The organism is Paenibacillus sp. MZ03-122A, from assembly GCF_024213325.1.
Classification (GTDB): domain Bacteria; phylum Bacillota; class Bacilli; order Paenibacillales; family Paenibacillaceae; genus Paenibacillus; species Paenibacillus polymyxa_B.
On the sequence record NZ_JANAVI010000012.1, the window covers coordinates 99,612 to 121,874 of the forward strand.

Here is a 22,263-nt window from a genome sequence, read left to right on the forward strand (position 1 = left end):
AATATGCTTTGAATCTGTGGGCGGAATCGATGACCAGACGATTCATCAAAGTACGGCATGTAGAACTTGACCTTACAAACAATAATGAAGATGTTCAGAGGAAGATACATAAGAAGAGATTCAGTTTTAGCTCTGATGTCTTTACATTGGACTTTGTGTAGAAAAATTGGTACAAATACAAGCTAGTTACGAAGGATTTTTTTGTATTCCATATTTTCTCTAATTGACTTTGTGACTCGACATTATTATTATCTTATACTATAAGATTAATTACCTTATACTATAAGATTAATTATCTTATAGTATAAAGGTATTAGCGAGAAGGTGTTGTGACCATTGGATTATAAAGCATTAGCGACAGAATTATTCGAGTATATCGTCAAATCGCGGAAACCGGCATTAGAGGAACGAGGGCACTTCTCACGTGGCGAAATGGGGATTCTCATTTGTCTGAATTTCAATAAGGACGGGGTTACCTCTGGCCACTTGAGCGAATACTTGTCCGTCAGTACGGGACGGGTAGCAACGGCACTGAAGAGTCTGGAGAAGAAAGGACTAGTTGTACGGCGTACTGATGTCAACGACAAACGTAAGGTGATTGTATTCATTACGGATTCAGGTAAGCAATTTATGATTGATAAGCATAATGAAGGAATTGCATGGACCGAGAATGTTCTTCGAAAGTTAGACGAAGAGGATGCTAAAGAACTGATTCGACTCATTAAGCTTATTGTCTCTAGAAGCTGAATTTCTATGCAGATGCAGGACGCACCATACTTCACCAAACATCAAAGACTATCAGATAAAAGGAGAGCAACAGAATGCTAAAGATATTCAAATATCTCAAGAAAAATGAATGGATGCTCGTACTTTGCAGCCTAGCTTTCATCGTTGTGCAGGTATGGCTTGATCTGAAGCTGCCTGATTATATGGCGGAAATTACGACCAAGCTGCAAACGGAAGGAACGCCTGTGTCCGAACTGCTGATTCCCGGCAGTTACATGTTGTTTTGTGCCGTCGGCAGTATGATTGCATCTATTATTGTGGGCTATTTCGCGGCAAAGGTGGCTGCTGGGCTGGCTATGCGTCTGCGTGCGATGGTCTTTGACAAGACCTTATCCTTTTCGATGGAAGAGATGAACAGCTTTTCGACGGCAAGCCTCATTACCCGCTCCACGAACGATGTTACGCAGATTCAAACGGTGGTTGCGCTGGGGCTGCAGGTGATCATCAAGGCACCTATTCTGGCCGTATGGGCTATTGTGAAGATTGCGGATAAAAACTGGCAGTGGACCGCCTCCACAGGAGCGGCCGTGGCTGTTCTGATTTTAATGCTAAGTGTCATTGTTGTTTTCGCTCTTCCAAGTTTTCAGAGAATCCAGCGTCTCACCGATAATCTGAACAGGGTAACACGTGAGCATCTGATCGGACTTCGGGTAGTACGCGCTTATAATGCAGATCAGTATCAGCAGGAGAAGTTCGAGCAGGCTAACGTTGAGTTGACGAATACAAACCTGTTCGCGAACCGATTAATGACGATGATTGGCCCAGGTATGACCTTTATTATGTCAGGTCTGAGTGTCTCTATCTATTGTATCGGCGCTTACCTGATTAACGGGGCGGCCGTACCAGACCGCATCACGTTGTTCTCCAATATGGTCGTATTCTCCTCTTATGCAATGCAGGTGGTTATGGCCTTTATGATGGTAAGTATGATATTCATTCTGATGCCTCGCGCCTCGATCTCTGCCAAACGGATCATGGAGGTTTTGAATACCGAATCCAGCATCGTTAACGGGCATGAGACGACAGGAGAAGAGAGCGTTATGGGGCAAGTGGAATTCCGTAATGTCAGCTTCAAATATCCAGACGCGGAGGAGGCCGTGCTTCGCAACATTAGCTTTACGGCGAAACGAGGCGAGACGGTTGCCTTTATTGGCGCTACAGGCAGCGGAAAAACCAGCGTGATCAATCTGATTCCCCGTTTCTATGATGTGACCGAGGGGGAGGTACTCGTGGATGGTGTGAATGTCAGGAACTATAATCAGCAGGCACTCCATAACAAAATCGGGTATGTCCCCCAGAGAGCTGTATTGTTCAACGGTACGGTTGTATCCAACGTTTCGTATGGCGATAACGGAAGAGCAGGAGCTTCGGAGAAACTCGTTAAAGAAGCCGTTGGTATTGCTCAAGGAACGGAGTTTGTCGAAAAGATGGATGGTCAATATCAGGGTAGAATTTCGCAAGGTGGAGCGAACGTGTCCGGTGGTCAAAAGCAGCGACTGTCCATTGCGCGTGCCATCTACCGTCAGCCGGAAATTTATATTTTCGATGATTCCTTCTCGGCATTAGACTACAGAACAGACCGAATTCTGCGCTCCGCTCTCAAAAAAGAAACCGGCCACGCTACGACACTTATCGTTGGTCAGCGCATAGGTACTATCAAAGACGCTGATCGGATTATCGTGCTGGACCAGGGAGAGATTGTAGGGAGCGGCACGCATGAAGAGCTGATGACGAACTGCAGCACCTATCAGGAGATCGCATATTCGCAGCTTTCGAAGGAGGAACTCATACATGGATAAGAATGAACACACCGTCGACAGCCAGCAAATGAAAATGAATCAGCGAGGTCCCATGGGTAAAGGACCCGCGGGGGGCAAGGGTACTGGTGAAAAAGCGAATAATTTTAAAAAGACCATCAGTCAGCTTGTATCCTACAGCAAGGCCTATGTGCCTATGATTATACTAGCTATGGTACTGGCCCTGGTCGGCTCCACCCTCAACGTGATTGGCCCCGATAAGCTCAGCGATATTGCCAACCTGATTCAGGAAGGAATCGTGACCGGGATTGATGTAAGTGCTGTTCAGAAGATTGTTCTTGTATTGGCGCTTTTATATGGATTTGGTCTTATCTTTAACTATTTCCAGGGCTTCATTACAGCAACCGTCTCACAGCGTCTTACAAAGAAGATGCGGACAGAACTGTCTCGAAAAATCGATCATATGCCTTTGAAGTATTTTGACTCTACGAGCTACGGTAATGTGCTTAGCCGTGTAACCAACGATGTCGACACCATTGGACAAACGTTAAACAACAGTCTCGGCACGCTTGTCAGTGCGCTGGCTACCTTTGTGGGCGCCTTGATTATGATGCTGTATACGAACTGGATCATGACCGTTACCGGAATTATAGCTACGCTGATCGGCTTTTGCCTGATGAGCGTGATTATGAAGCATTCACAGAAATACTTTGTTGCACAGCAAGCGGAGCTTGGCCAGATCAACGGTCATATCGAAGAAACTTATGCTGGTCATAACGTAGTCAAGGTATATAACGGGGAACAAGCAGCCAAGGAAGTGTTTCATGGCATTAACAGCCGCTTATATACAAATGCATGGAAGTCCCAATTCATGTCTGGTCTGATGATGCCAGTCATGATGTTCATTGGAAATTTTGGTTATGTCGCGGTCTGTGTCGTGGGAGCTTTGCTGGTCAACCAACAGACTATAACTATTGGAACTATTGTCGCCTTCATGGTGTATATTCGTCTGTTTACACAGCCCTTGTCGCAGCTGGCACAGGCCGCAACCAATCTGCAGTCGGCGGCTGCCGCCAGTGAACGTGTATTCGAATTTCTGGGTGAAGAAGAATTGGCAGATGAGCGTCACAAGACCATAAAGCTGGACACTGCCAAAGGGGATGTCGAATTCAAACATGTCCGTTTCGGCTATAATGCAGATCGTATGATCATCAAGGACTTCTCCATGAAAGCTGAAGCTGGTCAGAAAATTGCCATTGTCGGTCCGACAGGCGCTGGTAAGACCACGCTCGTGAATTTGCTCATGCGGTTTTATGAGCTGAACGATGGAGAAATCTACATTGACGGCACCCCGATTAGCCAATTAACGCGCGAGAATATTCATGAATTATTCTGTATGGTGCTTCAGGATACCTGGCTGTTCGAAGGAACGATTCGTGACAATATCGTCTTTTCCAAAGATCATGTTACCGATGAGCAGGTGGAAGCTGCATGTAGAGCGGTGGGTCTGCACAGCTTCATTAAAACACTGCCGCAGGGCTATGATACAGTGCTGGATGACAAAGCCAATCTCTCTGCCGGTCAAAAGCAATTGATTACCATTGCAAGAGCGATGATTGAAGATTCACCCATGCTCATTCTGGATGAGGCCACAAGCTCGGTCGATACGCGTACGGAATTGCTGATTCAACAAGCGATGGACCAGCTGACTGTGGGGAAAACCTCCTTTGTGATTGCTCACCGACTTTCGACGATCAAGAATGCGGATCTGATTCTGGTCATGAAGGACGGTGACATTATCGAAATGGGTAACCATGAGGAATTGTTGGCTAAAGGCGGCTTCTATGCCGATCTATACAATAGTCAGTTTGAACATGCATCTTAAAACTAAATGCTTGAAAGCACATTAAATATCCATATAATTCTAACGAAATTGACAGCAGCATGTGGACATTATAAGGTATGAAAGCCAGAATTTTTTAATCATAATTGTGGAGGCAGATCAATGAACCAGCGTTTTCGAATCACCCGTTCCATACAGGAAAGTCCTGTGGAGCCATCCATTTCCCTGGAGGAGTGCAAAGATTACTTTGCATCCCAGCCAGACTTTTCGTATTCACGAGTGCTAATCATACAAGGTGCTGAGAGTACCATGTCGATCGAGGGAGACTTTTTCATGTGGAAGTATGCTGATGTAGAAATACCTTTTCGTCATTACATGGGTGATGTGTATGTGGCTATTTCCGATGAGGCTGTCGTGCCTAAGATGATTGAAATTGCAACAGATTTGCAAGCAGATGTGGTGAATGGGTGAAGAACTATTCACTATTCTTATTCTGCTGAAGGTTGTTGACTTCGTAGTATATCTTTACAGCAAATTGACAGTGCTGATTTCTGCCTGCTGACATCGAGTTACATAGATGTCAGCATTTTTGTTAATTATGTCAATATACTGGGAAGAATAATCCATACCACAAAATACATATTCCATTGGCTGGATGCTAAGAGACTTAACAGTTGGATCAACTAAAAGGGGAACGATGCTAGGTTAGAGATGTTTCGCTGTTTCTCATTACGGAAGCAGTGCAAGCTGGTAAATTAGGCGAACAACCATTGACGGTAAAAAGCGGTGATTTAATTATTGCTTTGGATGGCGCATTAATGGAGATCTCCAGTTCGGAACAGTTTGGATTGTCAGGATGGGCTGTCAGCGCTCGTTTGTATGGGATGTTTAGCGAGGAAGACAGTAATGAGATTGTTTTGCGTAAAAAACTGGAGCTTCCCAACGAGTGAAGCATTTCGAATCGTTTTCCTGCCTGACGCACACCATTTTGAATCGGTTAATGTGAACAGCTGCGGCAAGCCCTTGTCATTTAAAAGACGTGATGTAGAGGGTTTGTCTGGATTTCTGATGAGTGGTTTCAAAGGATTCGTTTCCTGTCTGGTCACAGGGCAGAAGCTCACTCGGTTGTGATGCGCTCGGCAACAAAAACGATTCGATTCGTACACAGTATATATCCCACAACAAATATTTCCGGTACGTTCGCTGTGGGAGTATTCAGTTCATTCTTAAGGGTCAAGTCGCCAAAACTTTAAAAAAGCAAGTCTCTTGCAACATGGAGACTTGCTATTTTGTATTTTCCGTTCATTAAATTTTGCGAAAAAAAATAGTTCTAAAGTTATGATTTTTTTAAAAATTTATATTTTTAAAGGGGAATCAAAACGTTTCTATTAATTAAAAAATAAAATTTATAGCTTAAATTAGAGGAAATTTAAGCTGAACTAAAATTTCACAAGAAAAATTAAAGAAAATTCCGCATGTAAATTAGTTCAAAAGATCTATTAAAAGTCACTATCTATTTAAAAAGTGAAGAGTTATTAATTTTGAATCATTCCAGCTTAATGCAAATAAATTCCATGATATAGGTAATTAAAGAATATTGCTGAAAAAGTTGAAATTTGTCGGATAATGTCAGGATTGATTTGTTATATTTGTGTTAATGGTATGTAACGTAAAATTTGTTTTGGCACAAGGATTTCGAGACTTTCTTGCAAGCCTACATCATTTTGATTTTATCAATTTATAAAATCAAAAATTTTGTTTTGAATCACGTTAACGGGTCATGTTCAGTATTCAATTTAATAAAAAAGTAAAATTCTTGCATTTGAAGATATAAAAATAATAGAATAATATGGGTTATTTATTGATTTCATGAAATCCATCAATTTGGAACTTATGTCCCATGCTAATCGGTTTTAAAGTTTGTATATTTAAAATAGCTAGAAAGTATTGGGAGGAAAAAAGGGATATAAGGATTTATTGTGAGATTTTGGACAGTAAGAGGATATGAGAAATTTATATGTCAACTCGGTCATGACTTGGTTTTAAAAACGTGATCCATCTGACTGAGAAGATCCAGTTATTTTGTTTCGCTCGACATGGGGGCTTTAAACCTGAATGGCTTACAGAACATGAAAGTTGTTCAACAGAAGCTCCATGGATATCAAGCAGAACAATATGCCCTCAACGGCTTCCCGAAATGGCTTCATAAGTACATAAGCTGTTTTCTTTTTTAGACACTGTATGGGAGCACTGATTGTAATTGAAACAGCATGGCAGTTGTATAGGCAAAACTGCAAGATTTCCTGTCCATAGCATCATATCTGGTAAATCCGTCTCACATTTTCCGTATTCCAAAAGTCAACTCTATTATTTTAAGGTATGCGAAATATATCCTAAACAGCCTTGGAATCCCGTTGGCTCGTCCGATGACCATCATTTTTCATCCATGTACAAAATCAGGGAAGTTATAAACGCAGTCGTGAGTATTTTTTTGTCCTTTCATCCTAGAATTACGCTCCTAACCACGCTGCAGCAGCTCATGTATCTCGCAGCATCGATACCCTCCAGCCAAGATTCTAACAGCACACAGCATGATACACTACGTTGTTAACACTGCGGCAACCATTCTACAACCCACCACCAAGATGTACTCTCAGCATAATTCAAAAATGTTCTCACTCCATGCACATATTCATACATCCAGAGTCAGAGTTATTTCACTATGTCCGCCCAACTAAAAAAGCTTGCACTGCGAAAGTGTGAGTGATGAAAAAGAGAGATGTGCTTGTTTCTATTCAAATTTAGCTCTTCGAAGACACCCATATCTCAATGGTATATCAGGAGTGGTCGCTTTTGCCGACTGTCATTGGCAATTTAATGCCGGTGAAAAGGTACGCATGACCAGTTCCTTGACAAGGACGGTCATTTATGAGGAGTTACTTTTTACCCACATCTATTTCGCGAGGAGAGATACGTATGACTCAGCACAATGTTCAATTGTTTGCATTAAGCCAACCACAGCAACGTATTTGGTACACGGAGCTTGTGTATCCCAATCGCAACACGTCCACGATTATTACCACTGTTAAAATCAAGGGAACAGTTCGAATAGATGCATTGCAGCAGGCAATGAACCGGGTGATTGCACAAAACGATTCTTTTCGTATCAAAATCACGGCTCGGGACGGCATCCCCTATCAATATGTGGAGCCGTTTGCTGCTCAAAGCATAGAAACGCTTCAGGTTACCCCGGAGGAAGCTGAGCTATGGGTCAGCCATCATAACGCACAGCCGTTCCCCTTGTTGGATTCGCAGCTGTATCGGTTTGTTATTTTGCGGTTGGGGGCAGAAGACACCTGGTTTAGTTTCAAAATGCACCATATTATTTCGGACGGCGTAACCATGGAGCAGGCCATTAATGAAATTACGGGGCATTATATGAATATTGTGCATGGTACAGGTTCAGATGCGTCGGCTCCAGCGAATTCATATCTCGATTTTATTCAGGTGGAGCAAAGCTATGAGCAATCGGACCGCTATCAAAAGGACAAGATATACTGGACGGAGAAATTTGCCGATTTGCCGGAGGTTACAGGTTTAAAATCATACAATCCACTTACGGTGAGTACGGCTGCACGCCGGGAGAACTATACACTGGAGCACGAATTATATCGTGGTGTCACGGCTTTTTGCGAGGCGAATAACATCAGTATTTTTACATTTTTCCTGGCTGCTCTGTATATTTATTTGCATAAAATGACAGGGGAACAGGATTTAACCGTGGGCACATTGTATGCTAACCGTACGTTGAAGAAGGAAAAAAATACAATGGGCATGTTCGTCAGCACTGTGGCTACACGTCTGCGGGTTGAGCCGGAATCCGAGCTACTCACCTTCCTGCAAGGTGTTGGCAAGGAGCAGGCGTCCATTTTGCGGCATCAGCGTTATCCGTACAACAAAATCATGCAGGATTTGCGTGAACAGCAAAGCGGCACGGATATTCGCCGCCTGTTTGGCGTTACCATTCAATACCGTACACTGAGCTTCTCCCGTTTTGATGAAGCCGTTCAGCAGGTGCATACCGATTTCTGCGGAGATACGGTGAGTGACTTCGATATTGCCATGATAGACATGCTGGATGACGATAAACTTGTATTGCAACTGGATTATCGGACCGAGTTGTTCAGCGAGCAGGAGATCGCCCGAATTATTCGCCAATTCCTGAGTGTGGTAGAGCATATGGTGAAAGGGCCACAGAAGCGGATTCAGGAGTTGTCACTGATGAGTGACGAAGAGCGGGCACAAATTATGGATGTATTTAATGCGACAGCAGTGCCCTATCCACACAATGTGGGGATTCATGAGCTATTCGAGGAACAGGCAGAACGTACACCGGATCAGACAGCGGTTATGTTTGGAAATCAGTGTCTGACCTATCGGGAGCTGAATGAACGGGCGAATTCATTGGCACGAATGCTTCAAGCACAAGGAGTAGGACCTGACAAACTGGTTGGTCTGATGGTGCAGCGCTCATTGGAAATGATCGTAGGTCTGCTGGCCGTTTTAAAAGCAGGTGGTGCATATGTGCCGATCGATCCCGAATTTCCGTCATCTCGTATTGAATACATGCTGGAAGACAGCAAGGCCGAAGTGCTTCTGACCAGTCGTGATCTGGCAGAAGAACATCATTACATCGCCAATACCATGTTTCTTGAGGATGCAGCATTGTATCAGGGAGAAAGCGGCAACCTAGAGGCGTTTGCCCGCCCAGAGCATCTGGCTTACGTCATCTATACCTCTGGTTCGACTGGAAATCCGAAAGGAGTTATGCTCCAGCATCGCTCGGTACTCAACTTTATTACCGGGATGCGTGAAATCATCGACTTTGAAGCGAACAAAACGATTTTGTCACTGACGACCATTTCATTCGATATTTTCGTCTTGGAAACCATCCTGCCCCTGTTGAGTGGAATGACTGTTGTGCTTGGCGACCGCCAGCATCAGGTGAACCCTCAGGCGCTTGGTGAGTTGATTGCTCACCATCATATTGATATGTTGCAAATGACACCATCGCGGCTGCAAATGCTGATGGATCATGAATCAGGTTTCCGCGCGTTGCGAGACGTAAAGGAAATTATGGTCGGGGGTGAAGCCCTTCCGTCCAAGCTGCTCGCAGCACTGCAAGAAATAAACGGTCCCCGCATTTATAACATGTACGGACCTACAGAAACGACGGTGTGGTCGACCGTAAAGGAACTGACTCATGCTCAAGACATTAATATCGGACGTCCCATCGCGAATACCCAAATCTATATCATGAATGCGAGTGGGGAATTGCAGCCAGTCGGTGTGCCGGGCGAGTTATGTATTGCAGGGGAAGGATTGGCCCGTGGATATTGGAATCGCGAAGAACTGACGGCCGAGAAATTTGTGGATAATCCGTTTGCCGGAGGCAAAGTCGGGTATGAACGTATGTACCGTACAGGCGATTTGGCGAGATGGTCGCTGGACGGCAACATTGAATATTTGGGACGGATGGACCACCAGATGAAAATCCGGGGCTACCGGATCGAACTGGGCGAGATTGAATCGCAGCTATTGCAGGTGGAATCGGTACGAGAAGCGGTCGTCGTGGCCCATACGGACGAAACGGGTCAAAAACAACTCGTGGCGTACTATGTGGCGAGTCAAGAACTCGGAGCCAGCGAACTGAGAAGTGAGCTGGGGCGGGAGCTACCAAGCTATATGGTGCCGTCGTATTTCATTCAATTGGATCAGATGCCGCTGACACCGAACGGTAAAATTGATCGTAAGTCCTTGCCAGCACCGGAAGGCAGCCTGCAAAGCGGAGCGGATTATGTAGAGCCACGCACTGCAACGGAACGGGCACTCGCAGCCGTCTGGCAGTCAGTCCTGGGCGTGCCAACCGTCGGAATGTTGGACAATTTCTTTGATCTGGGCGGCGATTCGATCAAGGCGATTCAAATCGTATCTCGTGCGTTCCAGGCAGGCTACAAGCTGGACATGAAGGATCTGCTTCGATATCCAACCGTTGCAGCATTGGCACCGCACATGCACGAGGCAAGTCATATAGCAGATCAGGGAGAAGTGAGCGGGGAAACAGCGTTGCTTCCGATCCAGCACGGGTTCTTTGAACAAGAGCAAGTGGATGCGCATCATTTTAATCAGGCGGTTATGCTGCACCGGGAGCAGGGCTTTGACGAAGCTGCTTTGCGTCAGGCGCTTATCAAGCTGACGGAGCACCACGATGCACTGCGGATGGTGTTCAGGAAGACCGAGCAAGGCTTTCAAGCGTGGAACCGCGGAATACAGGAAGGCGAGCTGTATCATCTGGACGTGCTGGACTTTAGGGATTTGACAGATGCAGCCATTCTGAGCGCGACGATTGAGGCGAAAGCAACTGAAATTCAAAACAACATAAACCTGTCCGAAGGACCGCTGGTAAATCTGGGTCTGTTCCGTTGCATCGATGGAGACCATTTGTTGGTAGCGATCCACCATTTGGTGGTCGACGGCGTGTCTTGGCGTATTTTGCTGGAAGATTTGGCAACCGGCTATGAGCAATCTTTACGTGGCGAGTCTGTCCGTTTGCCCAATAAGACGGATTCCTTCCGTCTGTGGGCTGATCAGCTGTCAACATATGCGAACAGTTCGGCTTTGGAGAAGGAGCGTGCGTACTGGCAACAGCTGGAGCAAGCGGCAGCTACACAAGCAGCTTTGCCCAAGGATTACACTTGCAAATCCGAGGCCAAGCCTCAGCTACGAGATGACCGCACACTGACAGTAGCGTGGACGGTAGAAGAAACAGAACAATTTTTGAAGCAGGCACACCGGGCCTACAATACGGAAGCGAACGACCTGTTGCTGACAGCTCTGGGCACCGCAATTCAGGAGTGGGCAGGCATCCGTCAGGTGCTTGTAAATCTGGAGGATCACGGACGGGAAGCTATTTTGCCGGATGTGGATATTACGCGTACGGTCGGTTGGTTTACCAGCCAATTCCCGGTTGTACTCGATATGGGCGAGGATCGGAATGTGGGACGGCGTGTCAAGAGCGTCAAGGAAGGGCTGCGTCGTTTGCCGCATAAAGGAATTGGATACGGTATTTTGAGATATCTTTCTGCGCCTAGGGAAGGGGAAGCCGCTTTTGTCGCCGAGCCGGAAATCAGCTTTAACTATCTCGGACAATTCGATCAGGATTTGAAACATAATGCATTTGGCATGTCTCCTTATTCCATCGGAGCTTCCATTAGTGATACGTTGACCAAGCGGCATACTCTGGATATCAACGGCATGATCACGGACGGTGCACTGGAACTGACGATCAGCTACAGCAGGAAAACATTCATGAAAAAGTCAATCAAAAAGCTGGCTGATCTGCTTCAGGAGAGCTTGCGTGAGGTATTGGCTCACTGTGTGGAAAAAGAGTTGCCAGAGCTGACGCCAAGCGACTTGTCCTTCCAAGGACTGACGGCTGGAGAGCTGGATCATATTGTAGAGCAGACGGCTACTGCGGGAGAACTAGAAAATATTTATTCGCTCACACCCATGCAAAAAGGCATCCTGTTCCACGGTTTAATGGAGCCGAAATCCGGGGCGTACTTTGAGCAGGCGACATTTGATCTGCAAGGCAGCTTTCAAGTGGAGGCTTTTGCCGAAAGCTTAAATCAACTGGTGGATCGCCATCAAATATTCAGAACGAATTTTTATAGCGGGTGGAATGAGCAGCCTTTACAGGTAGTGTACCGCCATAAAGCGGCTGGATTCCGTTTTGAAGATGTACGTTCACTGGAGCAAGAGGAACTGGGCGCGTACATTGCTGATTTTGCAAAGCGTGACAAGGCAGAAGGGTTTGACTTTAGCTCAGGCGAGCTGATGCGGGTGTCTATTTTGCGTACAGGCGAGGAGTCGTACCGTTTTGTGTGGAGCTTCCACCATATTTTGATGGACGGCTGGTGCTTGTTCCTAGTTGTGGGGGAAGCATTTAATACGTACTTTGCCATCCTCGAAGACCGCAAGCCGGAGCTTGTCCCGGTAACGCCATACAGCGAATATATTGAATGGCTGGAGCGGCAGGACAAAGCAGAGGCTGAACGGTTCTGGAGTGATTATTTTGCTGGTTTCGAGCAGCAGACGGTATTGCCGCAGGCAAAACAGCTGGACGGTCACGCTAAAGAATATGAAGCGGACAAGCTTTCGTTTACACTGGACCGCGAAGTGACCAAGCAGATGAACAAGCTGGTCAAGCAGCAGCAGGTAACGGTCAATACACTGCTGCAAGCGGCGTGGGGCGTTGTGCTGCAACGGTATAACAACAGTCGGGATGTTGTATTTGGCAGTGTCGTATCTGGCAGATCAGCGGATATTCCAGGCATCGATAAAATGATTGGTTTGTTCATTAATACCGTTCCTGTACGGATTCACAGTGAGAAAGATATGACGTTTGCTGCGTTAATGAAGCAGATACAGGAGCAGGCACTGGCTTCCCGTGCCTATGAAACCTATCCGTTATATGAAATTCAGGCCCTGACAGAGCAAAAACAGGACCTGGTGAACCATATTATGGTGTTTGAAAACTACCCAGTGGAACAGCGCATGGAGCACATGGGTAGCCGTGGTACGAATGGTTTTACGATTGCCAATGCTTCCGTATCGGAGCAAACGAACTATGATTTCAACATTACGGTTGTGCCGGGGGATGAAATTCATGTCCATTTGGAGTACAACGCGCGAGTATTGGAACGTACAGCTGTAGAGCAAATCCGCGAGCATTTGCTGCATATGATTGAAGAAGCAATTCACAAACCGCATGCGCTGGTAGATGAGCTGGAGCTAGTGACTGCTTCGGAAAAAGCGAAAATCATCGACGGTTTTGGATCAGTAGGCGTATCTGCATGGAGTGATGAAAAGCAATCAGAAGGGTTGTTCCACGCCTATGTGGAAGAACAAGCGCAGCTTGCGCCGGATCACGTGGCAGTTGTATACGAGGAGCGGCAGCTTACATACCGTGAGCTGAACGAGCGTGGGAACCAACTTGCTCGTAGATTGCGGAATGAAGGCATTGGGCGCGAATCCATTGTTGGTATTTTGAGCGAGCGTTCGGTGGACATGCTGGTCGGCGTACTGGCGGTGTGGAAGGCTGGCGGTGCTTACGTGCCACTGGATGCGGATTATCCGTCCGAACGTATCCGCTTTATGCTCGAGGACAGCGGTGCGACAGTGCTACTGACTCAAACAGGTTTGCAGGAGCGCGCGCAGGCATGGCTGAATGAAAGCCGACAGGCTTTGGCCGGAGGGCAGGCTGAGGGCGAGCTGGAAACGGCGGTTAGCATTGAAACGATGGAAAGAGACAGCCTTAATGAGGGATTAAGCTTGAAATCAGATTCGTCATCTAATAGCGAAGCAGCATCCAAATCCGCAACGAACTTGCGTCTGCACACCGTACTGGCGCTGGACGATGAGTCGCTGTACACCGGGGATGCCACGGATGTGGAACCTATCAATGAGCCGCAGGATCTGGCGTATATGATCTATACGTCCGGTACAACGGGACGCCCGAAAGGGGTCATGATCGAGCATCACAGTTTGGTAAACACAGCCGCGGCCTACCGCCGGGATTACCGTCTGAACCAGTTCCCGGTACGATTGCTGCAACTGGCAAGTTTCTCCTTCGACGTGTTCGTCGGCGATATTGCGCGGGCGCTCTATAACGGCGGCACGATGGTCATCTGCCCGAAAGACGACCGGATTGACCCAAGCCGTCTGTACGGCTGGATTCACGACTATCAGATTACGGTGTTCGAATCCACACCGGCTTTAATTGTACCGTTCATGCAGCATGTACATGAACAGGGACTGGACATGAGCAGTCTGGAACTGCTGATCACCAGCTCGGACAGCTGCAGCGTGACGGATTATCGGGTGCTGCAGGAACGGTTTGGCGCAGATATCCGCATTATGAACAGCTACGGCGTCACGGAAGCGGCGATTGATTCCAGCTTCTACGACGAAGAGCTGTCGAAGCTGCCAAGTAGCGGCAATGTACCGATTGGTCAGGCGTGGCTGAACGCCCGGTTTTACATCTTGGACAGCCAGCTGAATCCGGTGCCGATCGGCGTACTGGGCGAGCTGTGTATTGGCGGAGCCGGGGTAGCACGTGGGTACTTGAACCGTGCGGACCTGACGGCGGAAAAATTCGTAGCGAACCCATACGTACCGGGTGAACGACTGTATCGCACAGGCGATTTGGCGCGGTGGATGCCAGACGGCAATGTGGACTTTATCGGCCGGATGGACTATCAGGTCAAAATCCGCGGATACCGGATTGAGCTGGGCGAGATTGAAACGGCGATTCAACGGGTGCCCGGTGTGCGTCAAGCCGTAGTCATCGACCGGACGGACGAGCGTGGGCACAAGTATTTGTGCGGATACATCACGGGAGAAACCGAGCTGCAGATCGAGGAAGTACAAGCAGCACTGGAAGCAGCACTGCCAGCACATATGGTACCTGCACGCTTGATGCGTCTGGAGACCTTACCATTGACCAGCAACGGCAAAATCGACCGCAAGGCCTTACCGGAACCGGAAGGAAGCATTCATACCGGTGCAGCTTATGTGGCACCGCGAACTACGGTGGAACAAGTATTAGCTTCGGTGTGGGCTGGGGTGCTGGGCGCAGAAGCCGTAGGTACGCAGGATAACTTCTTTGAACTGGGCGGCGATTCGATCAAAGCGCTGCAAGTATCCTCCCGATTGCTGCAAGCAGGGTATCGACTGGACATGAAGGATTTGTTCAGCAATCCGACGGTAGCGTCACTCAGTCCTTTGCTTCGTACAGATGGCAAGATTGCCAGCCAGGAAGAGGCCGTAGGCAAGGTAGAACTGACACCCATTCAACGGTGGTTCTTCGAGCAGCAGCCGGTTGATCTGCACCACAGCAACCAGGCGATGATGCTGTATCGAGCTGGGCGCTTTGACATAGAAGCGCTGCGCCGTACGATGGACCGTATTGTCCAGCATCATGACGCATTGCGCACGGTATTCCGTGAGACGGAGCAGGGCTATGCCGCTTGGAACCGCAGTGTGGAGGAAGGCGAGCTATACACGCTGGACATTGTAGATTTTAGTGGAGTTGAAGACGAATCCACCGCTGTCGAAGCCAAGGCGAGCGAAATTCAAGCGAGCATTCATTTGAGCGAGGGTCCGCTTGTGAAGCTCGGTCTGTTCCATTGCGCTGAGGGCGATCATTTGCTAATCGTGATTCATCATTTGGTTGTGGACGGTGTTTCGTGGCGTATTTTGCTGGAGGATTTGGCATCCGGTTATGAGCAGGCTGTTGCAGGTAAAATAGGCACAGCTATTCGACTGCCGCATAAAACAGATTCATTCCAGGTATGGGCTAAACAGCTGTCAGCCTATGCGAATCGTGCGACGATGGGACGGGAGCTAGCCTACTGGCAGCATATCGAACAAGCAGAAGCCAGCCTTGTGAAGTCTTTGCCGAAGGATTTCACGAATGACAATGCACGGCTCGGAGACAGTGAGGTTGTGACTGTCCGCTGGACGAAGCAGGAAACCGAGCAGTTGCTCAAACAAGCTCATCGCGCATACAGCACGGAAATGAATGACCTGTTGCTGGCTGCGCTCGGAAAAGCTGTCTATGACTGGTCTGGTTCCGAACGGGTGTTGGTCAACCTGGAGGGCCATGGACGGGAAGCTATTGTACCGGATGTGGATATTACGCGGACGGTCGGTTGGTTTACGAGCCAATTCCCGGTTGTACTGGATGGAAGTCTGGCACAAGGGGGAAATACCGCTCGTCTGATCAAACGGGTCAAGGAAGACCTGCGTCATATCCCGCAAAAAGGTATTGGCTACGGTATTTTGCGATACCTGTCAGATATGAATGTTTTGGAGAAAGCAGGCGTGCAGTTAAAGACTCAGCCTGAGATCAGTTTTAACTATTTGGGCCAATTCGATCAGGATTATAAAGGCAACGATCTGGAGCCTTCCTCCTATTCCATTGGTGCACCTGTCAGCACGAACGCGGCTATGGATTTTGCACTAGATATCAATGGATTAATCGAGGATGGCGAGTTGATTTTCACTATTCGCTACGGCACAACGCAGTTCCGTCATGACACGATTTCACGGCTGGGAGAGCTGCTAGCATCCGGCTTGCGTGAAGTCATTCATCATTGTGTAGCCCAAGAGAGAACGGTGTTGACCCCAAGTGATGTCTTGTTAAAACATGTAACGCTGGACGAGCTGGAGCAATTGGTGAAAGATACACAAGATATGGGTGAACTAGAAAATGTGTATGCTTTGACGCCGATGCAAAAAGGTATGCTCTTCTTCAGTCTAATGGATGAGAGTTCGGCAGCTTATTTTGAGCAGGCCACCTTTGAATTGAATGGACGGTTTGATGTGGTTACTTTCAGCAAAAGCTTTGATCTGCTCGTACAGCGTCATGAGGCATTGCGGACGAACTTTATCAACTCCTGGAAGGATGAGCCTGTACAGGTCGTCTTCCGTAATCGTAGCGGGCAATTATATTATGAAGACTTGCGCGGACTAGAAAAAGAGGAACGAGAAGCTCGTGTTGAAGCTTTTGTCATCGAGGATAAAGCGAAAGGATTCAATCTCACAGAGGATGCACTCATTCGTATTTCGATCCTGCAAACCGGGGATGAAACGTACCACTTTGTTTGGAGCTTCCATCATATTTTGATGGATGGCTGGTGCCTTTCCTTTATGACACAGGAGGTATTCGGCAGCTATCTGGCACTGCGTGCGGGTCATGAGCCAGCGCTGGAGCCTGTCACGCCGTTCAGTCGATTTATTGAATGGCTGGAACGTCAGGACCGTGAGGCAGCTTTGCAATACTGGCGTGGGTATCTGGCGGACTACGAGCAGCAAATTACGCTCCCGCAGCAAAAAATACAGCCTAAATCGATGCACACCGGGGAATATGTTGCTGAAGATCTGGATTGCGAATTCCAGCCGGAGCTGGTTGCCCAGATCGAACAAGTGGCGAAGCAAAATCAGGTGACGATCAATACGCTGATTCAGACGGTATGGGGCGTCTTGTTGCAAAAATATAATAACAGTTCGGATGTTGTGTTCGGCAGCGTTGTGTCCGGTCGCCCAGGGGATATTCCAGGTGTGGAGCACATGATTGGGCTATTCATTAACACGATTCCAGTGCGCGTGCAGTCTGAACAAGGTGAAACCTTTGTCGAGCTGATGAAACGAACACAGCAGCAGGCGCTGGCTTCCAATGGTTATGATGCGTTCCCGCTGTATGAAATTCAAGCACTGACCGAGCAGAAACAGGATTTAATTAACCATATTATGATTTTTGAAAATTATCCGGTGGAGCAGCAGGTAGAGCAGTTGGGCAGTGATGGACAGGATAATTTTACGATTTCGAACGTGGTGTCTACAGAGGAAACCAACTATGATCTGAACGTCGTCGTGATGCCAGGTGAAGGCATCAAGATTCGTTTTATGTATAACACGCTCAGCTTTGATCAAGCAGGTATTGAGCGTCTGTATGGGCATTTTGCACGCCTGCTGGAGCAAATTTCGCTCAATCCGCATGTTCGTGTTGAAGAGCTGGAACTACTCACAGCCGCGGAAAAACAACAGATTACAACGGCATTTAATGACACCGCTTGTGCTTTTCCGTCTCATCAGACGATCCATCAGCTGTTCGAGGAGCAGGTAGAATATACGCCAGATCAGGTGGCATTGGTGTTTGGACATCAGAGTCTGACTTATCGGGAACTGAATGAACGGGCGAATTCATTGGCCCGAATGCTTCAAGCACAAGGAGTAGGGCCTGACAAACTGGTCGGACTGATGGTACAGCGTTCAGTGGAAATGATCGTAGGTCTCCTGGCTGTTCTCAAAGCAGGTGGTGCTTATGTGCCGATTGATCCCGAATTTCCGTCCTCTCGTATTGCATACATGCTGGAAGACAGCGAGGCCACAGTGCTTCTGACCAGTCGTGATCTGTTGGAAGAGCATCATTGCAACGCCAATGCCATATTTCTTGAGGATGCAGCCTTGTATCAGGGAGAAAGCGGCAACCTGGAGACGATTGCCCGGCCAGAGCATTTGGCTTATGTCATCTATACGTCGGGTTCGACTGGAAATCCGAAAGGAGTTATGCTCCAGCATCGCTCGGTCCTCAACTTTATTACCGGAATGCGTGAAGTCATTGACTTTGAAGCGAGCCAAACCATTTTGTCACTGACGACTATTTCATTCGATATTTTCGTCTTGGAAACCATCCTGCCCCTGTTGGGTGGAATGACGGTGGTGCTTGGCGACAGCCAGCATCAGGTGAATCCGCAGGCACTGGGTGAATTAATTACTCAACATTCGATTGAGATGTTGCAAATGACCCCATCCCGGTTACAAATGCTGCTAGGTCATGAAGCAGGTTCCCGCACACTGCAAAGCGTGAAGGCCATTATGGTCGGGGGCGAAGCCCTTCCGTCCAAGCTGCTCGCAGCACTGCAAGAAATAAACGGTCCTCGCATTTATAACATGTACGGACCTACAGAAACGACGGTGTGGTCGACCGTGCAGGAACTGACCCATGCGGAGCACATTAATATCGGATGTCCTATCGCGAATACCCAAATCTATATCATGAATGCGAATGGGGAATTGCAGCCCGTCGGCGTACCAGGTGAGTTATGTATTGCAGGGGAAGGATTGGCCCGTGGGTATTGGAAACGTGAAGAACTGACGGCCGAGAAATTTGTGAATAATCCCTTTGCTGATGACAAGTCAGACCATGAGCGGATGTATCGTACAGGCGATTTGGCAAGATGGATGCCGGACGGCAACATTGAATATTTGGGTCGGATGGACCATCAGGTGAAAATCAGAGGTTACCGGATCGAACTGGGCGAGATCGAATCGCAGCTACTGCAGGTGGAATCGGTACAAGAAGCGGTCATCATGGCACGCACGGACGAAACAGGCCAAACACAGCTCGTGGCGTACTACGTGGCGAGTCAAGAGCTTGGAGCGGGTGAGCTGAGACAGGAGCTGGGACAAGAGCTGCCAAGCTATATGGTGCCGTCGTATTTCATTCAGTTGGAGCAAATGCCGCTGACACCGAACGGTAAAATCGACCGCAAGTCCCTGCCAGCACCAGAAGGCGGTTTGCAAAGCGGAGCGGATTATGCAGCGCCACGCACTGTAACAGAACGAGCACTCGTAGCGATCTGGCAGTCCGTCCTGGGCGTGCCAACCGTCGGTATTTTAGACAATTTCTTTGACCTGGGCGGCGATTCGATCAAGGCGATTCAAATCGTGTCGCGTGCGTTCCAGGCAGGCTACAAGCTGGACATGAAGGATTTGTTCCGCTATCCCATCGTCGCAACCCTGGCACCGCATATGCACGAGGTCAGTCGTATGGCAGATCAGGGAGAAGTGAGCGGAGAAACGGTGATGCTTCCGATCCAGCATGGGTTCTTTGCGCAGGCCCAAGTGGATGCACATCCCTTTAATCAGGCGGTTATGCTGCACCGGGAGCAGGGCTTTAACGAAGCTGCGCTGCGTCAGGCGCTTGGCAAACTGACAGAGCATCATGATGCACTGCGGATGGTGTTCAGCAAAACCGAGCAAGGCTATAAAGCATGGAACCGCGGAATACAGGAAGGCGAGCTGTATCATCTGGACGTGCTGGACTTTAGGGATTTGACGGATAAAGCCATACTCAGCGCGGCAATTGAAGCGAAAGCCAATGAAATTCAAAGTAGTATCCAACTGCAAGAAGGACCGCTGTTAAAGGCTGGCTTGTTCCACTGTGCAGATGGGGATCATTTTCTGATGGCGATTCACCATTTGGTGGTGGATGGGGTATCCTGGCGCATTTTGTTTGAGGATTTGGCTACTGCCTATGAACAGGCCGTTCATCAGGAAGTGCTTCAGCTGCCGGACAAAACGGATTCATTCCGTTCCTGGTCACAAAAACTTTCCACCTATGCGAATAGCACAGCCATGGACAGTGAACACGCCTACTGGGAGCAATGGAACGCAGCGGCTTTGTCTGACCAAGTACGTTTACCTGAGGATCAAGCGCAGGCTGAGCCCTTTACCTTGGCTGACACCGATGCAGTGGTCGTCCAGCTTACGGAGGAAGAGACATCAAAATTATTGAAGCAAGCACACCGCGCATATAACACGGAAGTGAACGATCTGCTTCTGACGGCACTGGGCATGATGCTGTACACGTGGACGGGTCATGAACGCAGCCTGATTAGTTTAGAGGGACACGGGCGTGAGAACATTTTGCCGGATACGGACATTTCTCGTACGGTAGGCTGGTTTACGAGTCCATATCCGGTATTGCTGGACATCGGTCGCAATCACGCTTGGTCGGAACGCATCAAACAGGTCAAAGAGAGCCTGCGCCTTATTCCGAATAAAGGAATGGGCTACGGAATTTGGAGATATTTGAGTGAATCCGGCCAAGCGGTTGGTCAGCAAGCAGGTGTGCTGAGCCTAGGTCAATATCAAGCTTTTGCCGAGCCACAAGTAAGCTTTAACTATCTCGGACAGCTGGATCAGGACTTACACAACAGCGGTATGCGTAGGTCTCCTTACTCAATTGGATCGATCGCTAGTGACCGGACGAAGATGAAATATGCGCTAGATGTGAGCGGAATCGTAACGAACGGCATCCTGGAACTCGACATTCGGTATAACGGCAAAGCCTTCCGTAAGGACACCGTCCACATGCTGGCTAATCTATTAAAATCCAACCTGCTTGAAATGATTGAGCATTGTGTCACACGGGAGCGGACCGAATTGACTCCAAGTGATGTATTACTAAAAGGTCTGACAATGGAGCAATTAGATACGATTAAGGAGCAGACCAAGACGGTTGGGGAATTGGAAAATGTGTATCCGCTAACCCCCATGCAAAAGGGGATGCTGTTCCATAGTTTGATGAATGCAGAAACAGGCGTGTATTTTGAACAGGCAACCTTTGATCTGGAGGGGTACTTTGAACCGTCCCTATTCGAGGAAAGTCTGAAGCTGCTGGTTAGCCGGCATGCTATATTACGGACGAATTTCTACAGCGGCTGGTATGGTCAACCGTTGCAGATTGTCTATCGTCATAAAAATCCGAGCTTCTTTTATGAGGATGTCAGAGGGCGCGAACACGCTGTAGCTGAATTTGTGACCCAGGATAAAGCTCAAGGCTTTGATCTAAGCAAGGATGCGCTTATGCGAGTATCCGTCTTCCGCACGGGTGAAAGCTCATACCGTTTTGTATGGAGCTTCCATCATATTGTGATGGACGGATGGTGCCTGTCCCTGATGACGGACGAAGTGTTTGGGGCATATGTTGCCTTGATGGAGCACAAACAGCCAGAGCTCGCACCTGTCAAGCCGTATAGTGATTATATCGAATGGCTGGAACAACAGGATGCGCAGGAAGCAACCCGTTATTGGAGTGACTATTTGGCAGGTTTTGAGCAGCAAACCTTGTTGCCTGGGGAGAACGCACAAGCTTCTGTCGTCGCACGCAATGAAGAATCAGACGGAAGCGGTGGAAGTTCAAATGCCGGCTATGTTTCGGAAAAGCTGCCCTTTAGGTTGGGTAAAGAACGGACTGCGGCATTAAACCAAATGGCCAAGCAACAACATGTCACGATTAACACACTGCTGCAAAGCGTTTGGGGTGTTATTTTACAGCAATACAATAATAATCAGGATATTGTGTTTGGTGGTGTGGTATCTGGTCGTCCGGCAGACCTTCCGGGTGTGGAGAACATGATCGGACTGTTTATCAACACGATTCCAGTACGCATTTGCAGTGCACCG

General features: G+C 48.0%; 6 protein-coding genes. All 6 read left to right on the forward strand.

The window, feature by feature from the left end; translation table 11 throughout:
- The first annotated feature begins 336 nt into the window (after window positions 1-336).
- Window positions 337-747, forward strand: coding sequence for a MarR family winged helix-turn-helix transcriptional regulator (locus tag NLX74_RS20880; protein ID WP_250261362.1), 411 nt, complete (start codon window positions 337-339; stop codon window positions 745-747).
- 74 nt (window positions 748-821) lie between these two features.
- Complete coding sequence (locus NLX74_RS20885) at window positions 822-2,585, forward strand: ABC transporter ATP-binding protein (RefSeq protein ID WP_165179824.1); 1,764 nt, start codon at window positions 822-824, stop codon at window positions 2,583-2,585.
- Window positions 2,578-4,428 (forward strand): ABC transporter ATP-binding protein, encoded by a 1,851-nt coding sequence (locus NLX74_RS20890; RefSeq protein ID WP_250261360.1) that lies wholly within the window; start codon window positions 2,578-2,580, stop codon window positions 4,426-4,428. Before NLX74_RS20885 ends, NLX74_RS20890 begins: the two co-directional genes overlap by 8 nt.
- 120 nt (window positions 4,429-4,548) lie before the next feature.
- Window positions 4,549-4,857 carry a hypothetical protein gene (locus tag NLX74_RS20895; RefSeq protein ID WP_254329861.1) on the forward strand — a complete coding sequence of 103 codons (309 nt, stop codon included), beginning with the start codon at window positions 4,549-4,551 and terminating at the stop codon, window positions 4,855-4,857.
- A 299-nt stretch (window positions 4,858-5,156) separates the two neighbouring features.
- Window positions 5,157-5,336, forward strand: a complete 180-nt coding sequence (locus tag NLX74_RS20900) for a hypothetical protein (RefSeq protein ID WP_235306323.1) — start codon at window positions 5,157-5,159, stop codon at window positions 5,334-5,336.
- Window positions 5,337-7,362: 2,026 nt separating this feature from the next.
- Window positions 7,363-22,263, forward strand: a 14,901-nt coding sequence (locus tag NLX74_RS20905; RefSeq protein WP_254329862.1) for a non-ribosomal peptide synthetase, incomplete at its 3' end; no start/stop codon positions are given.

Bases quoted from the DNA above. Each gene is read 5' to 3' on its own strand.
- NLX74_RS20890 (WP_250261360.1), top strand. From the start codon at position 2,578: ATGGATAAGAATGAACACACCGTCGACAGCCAGCAAATGAAAATGAAT.
- NLX74_RS20895 (WP_254329861.1), top strand. From the start codon at position 4,549: ATGAACCAGCGTTTTCGAATCACCCGTTCCATACAGGAAAGTCCTGTG.
- NLX74_RS20885 (WP_165179824.1), top strand. From the start codon at position 822: ATGCTAAAGATATTCAAATATCTCAAGAAAAATGAATGGATGCTCGTA.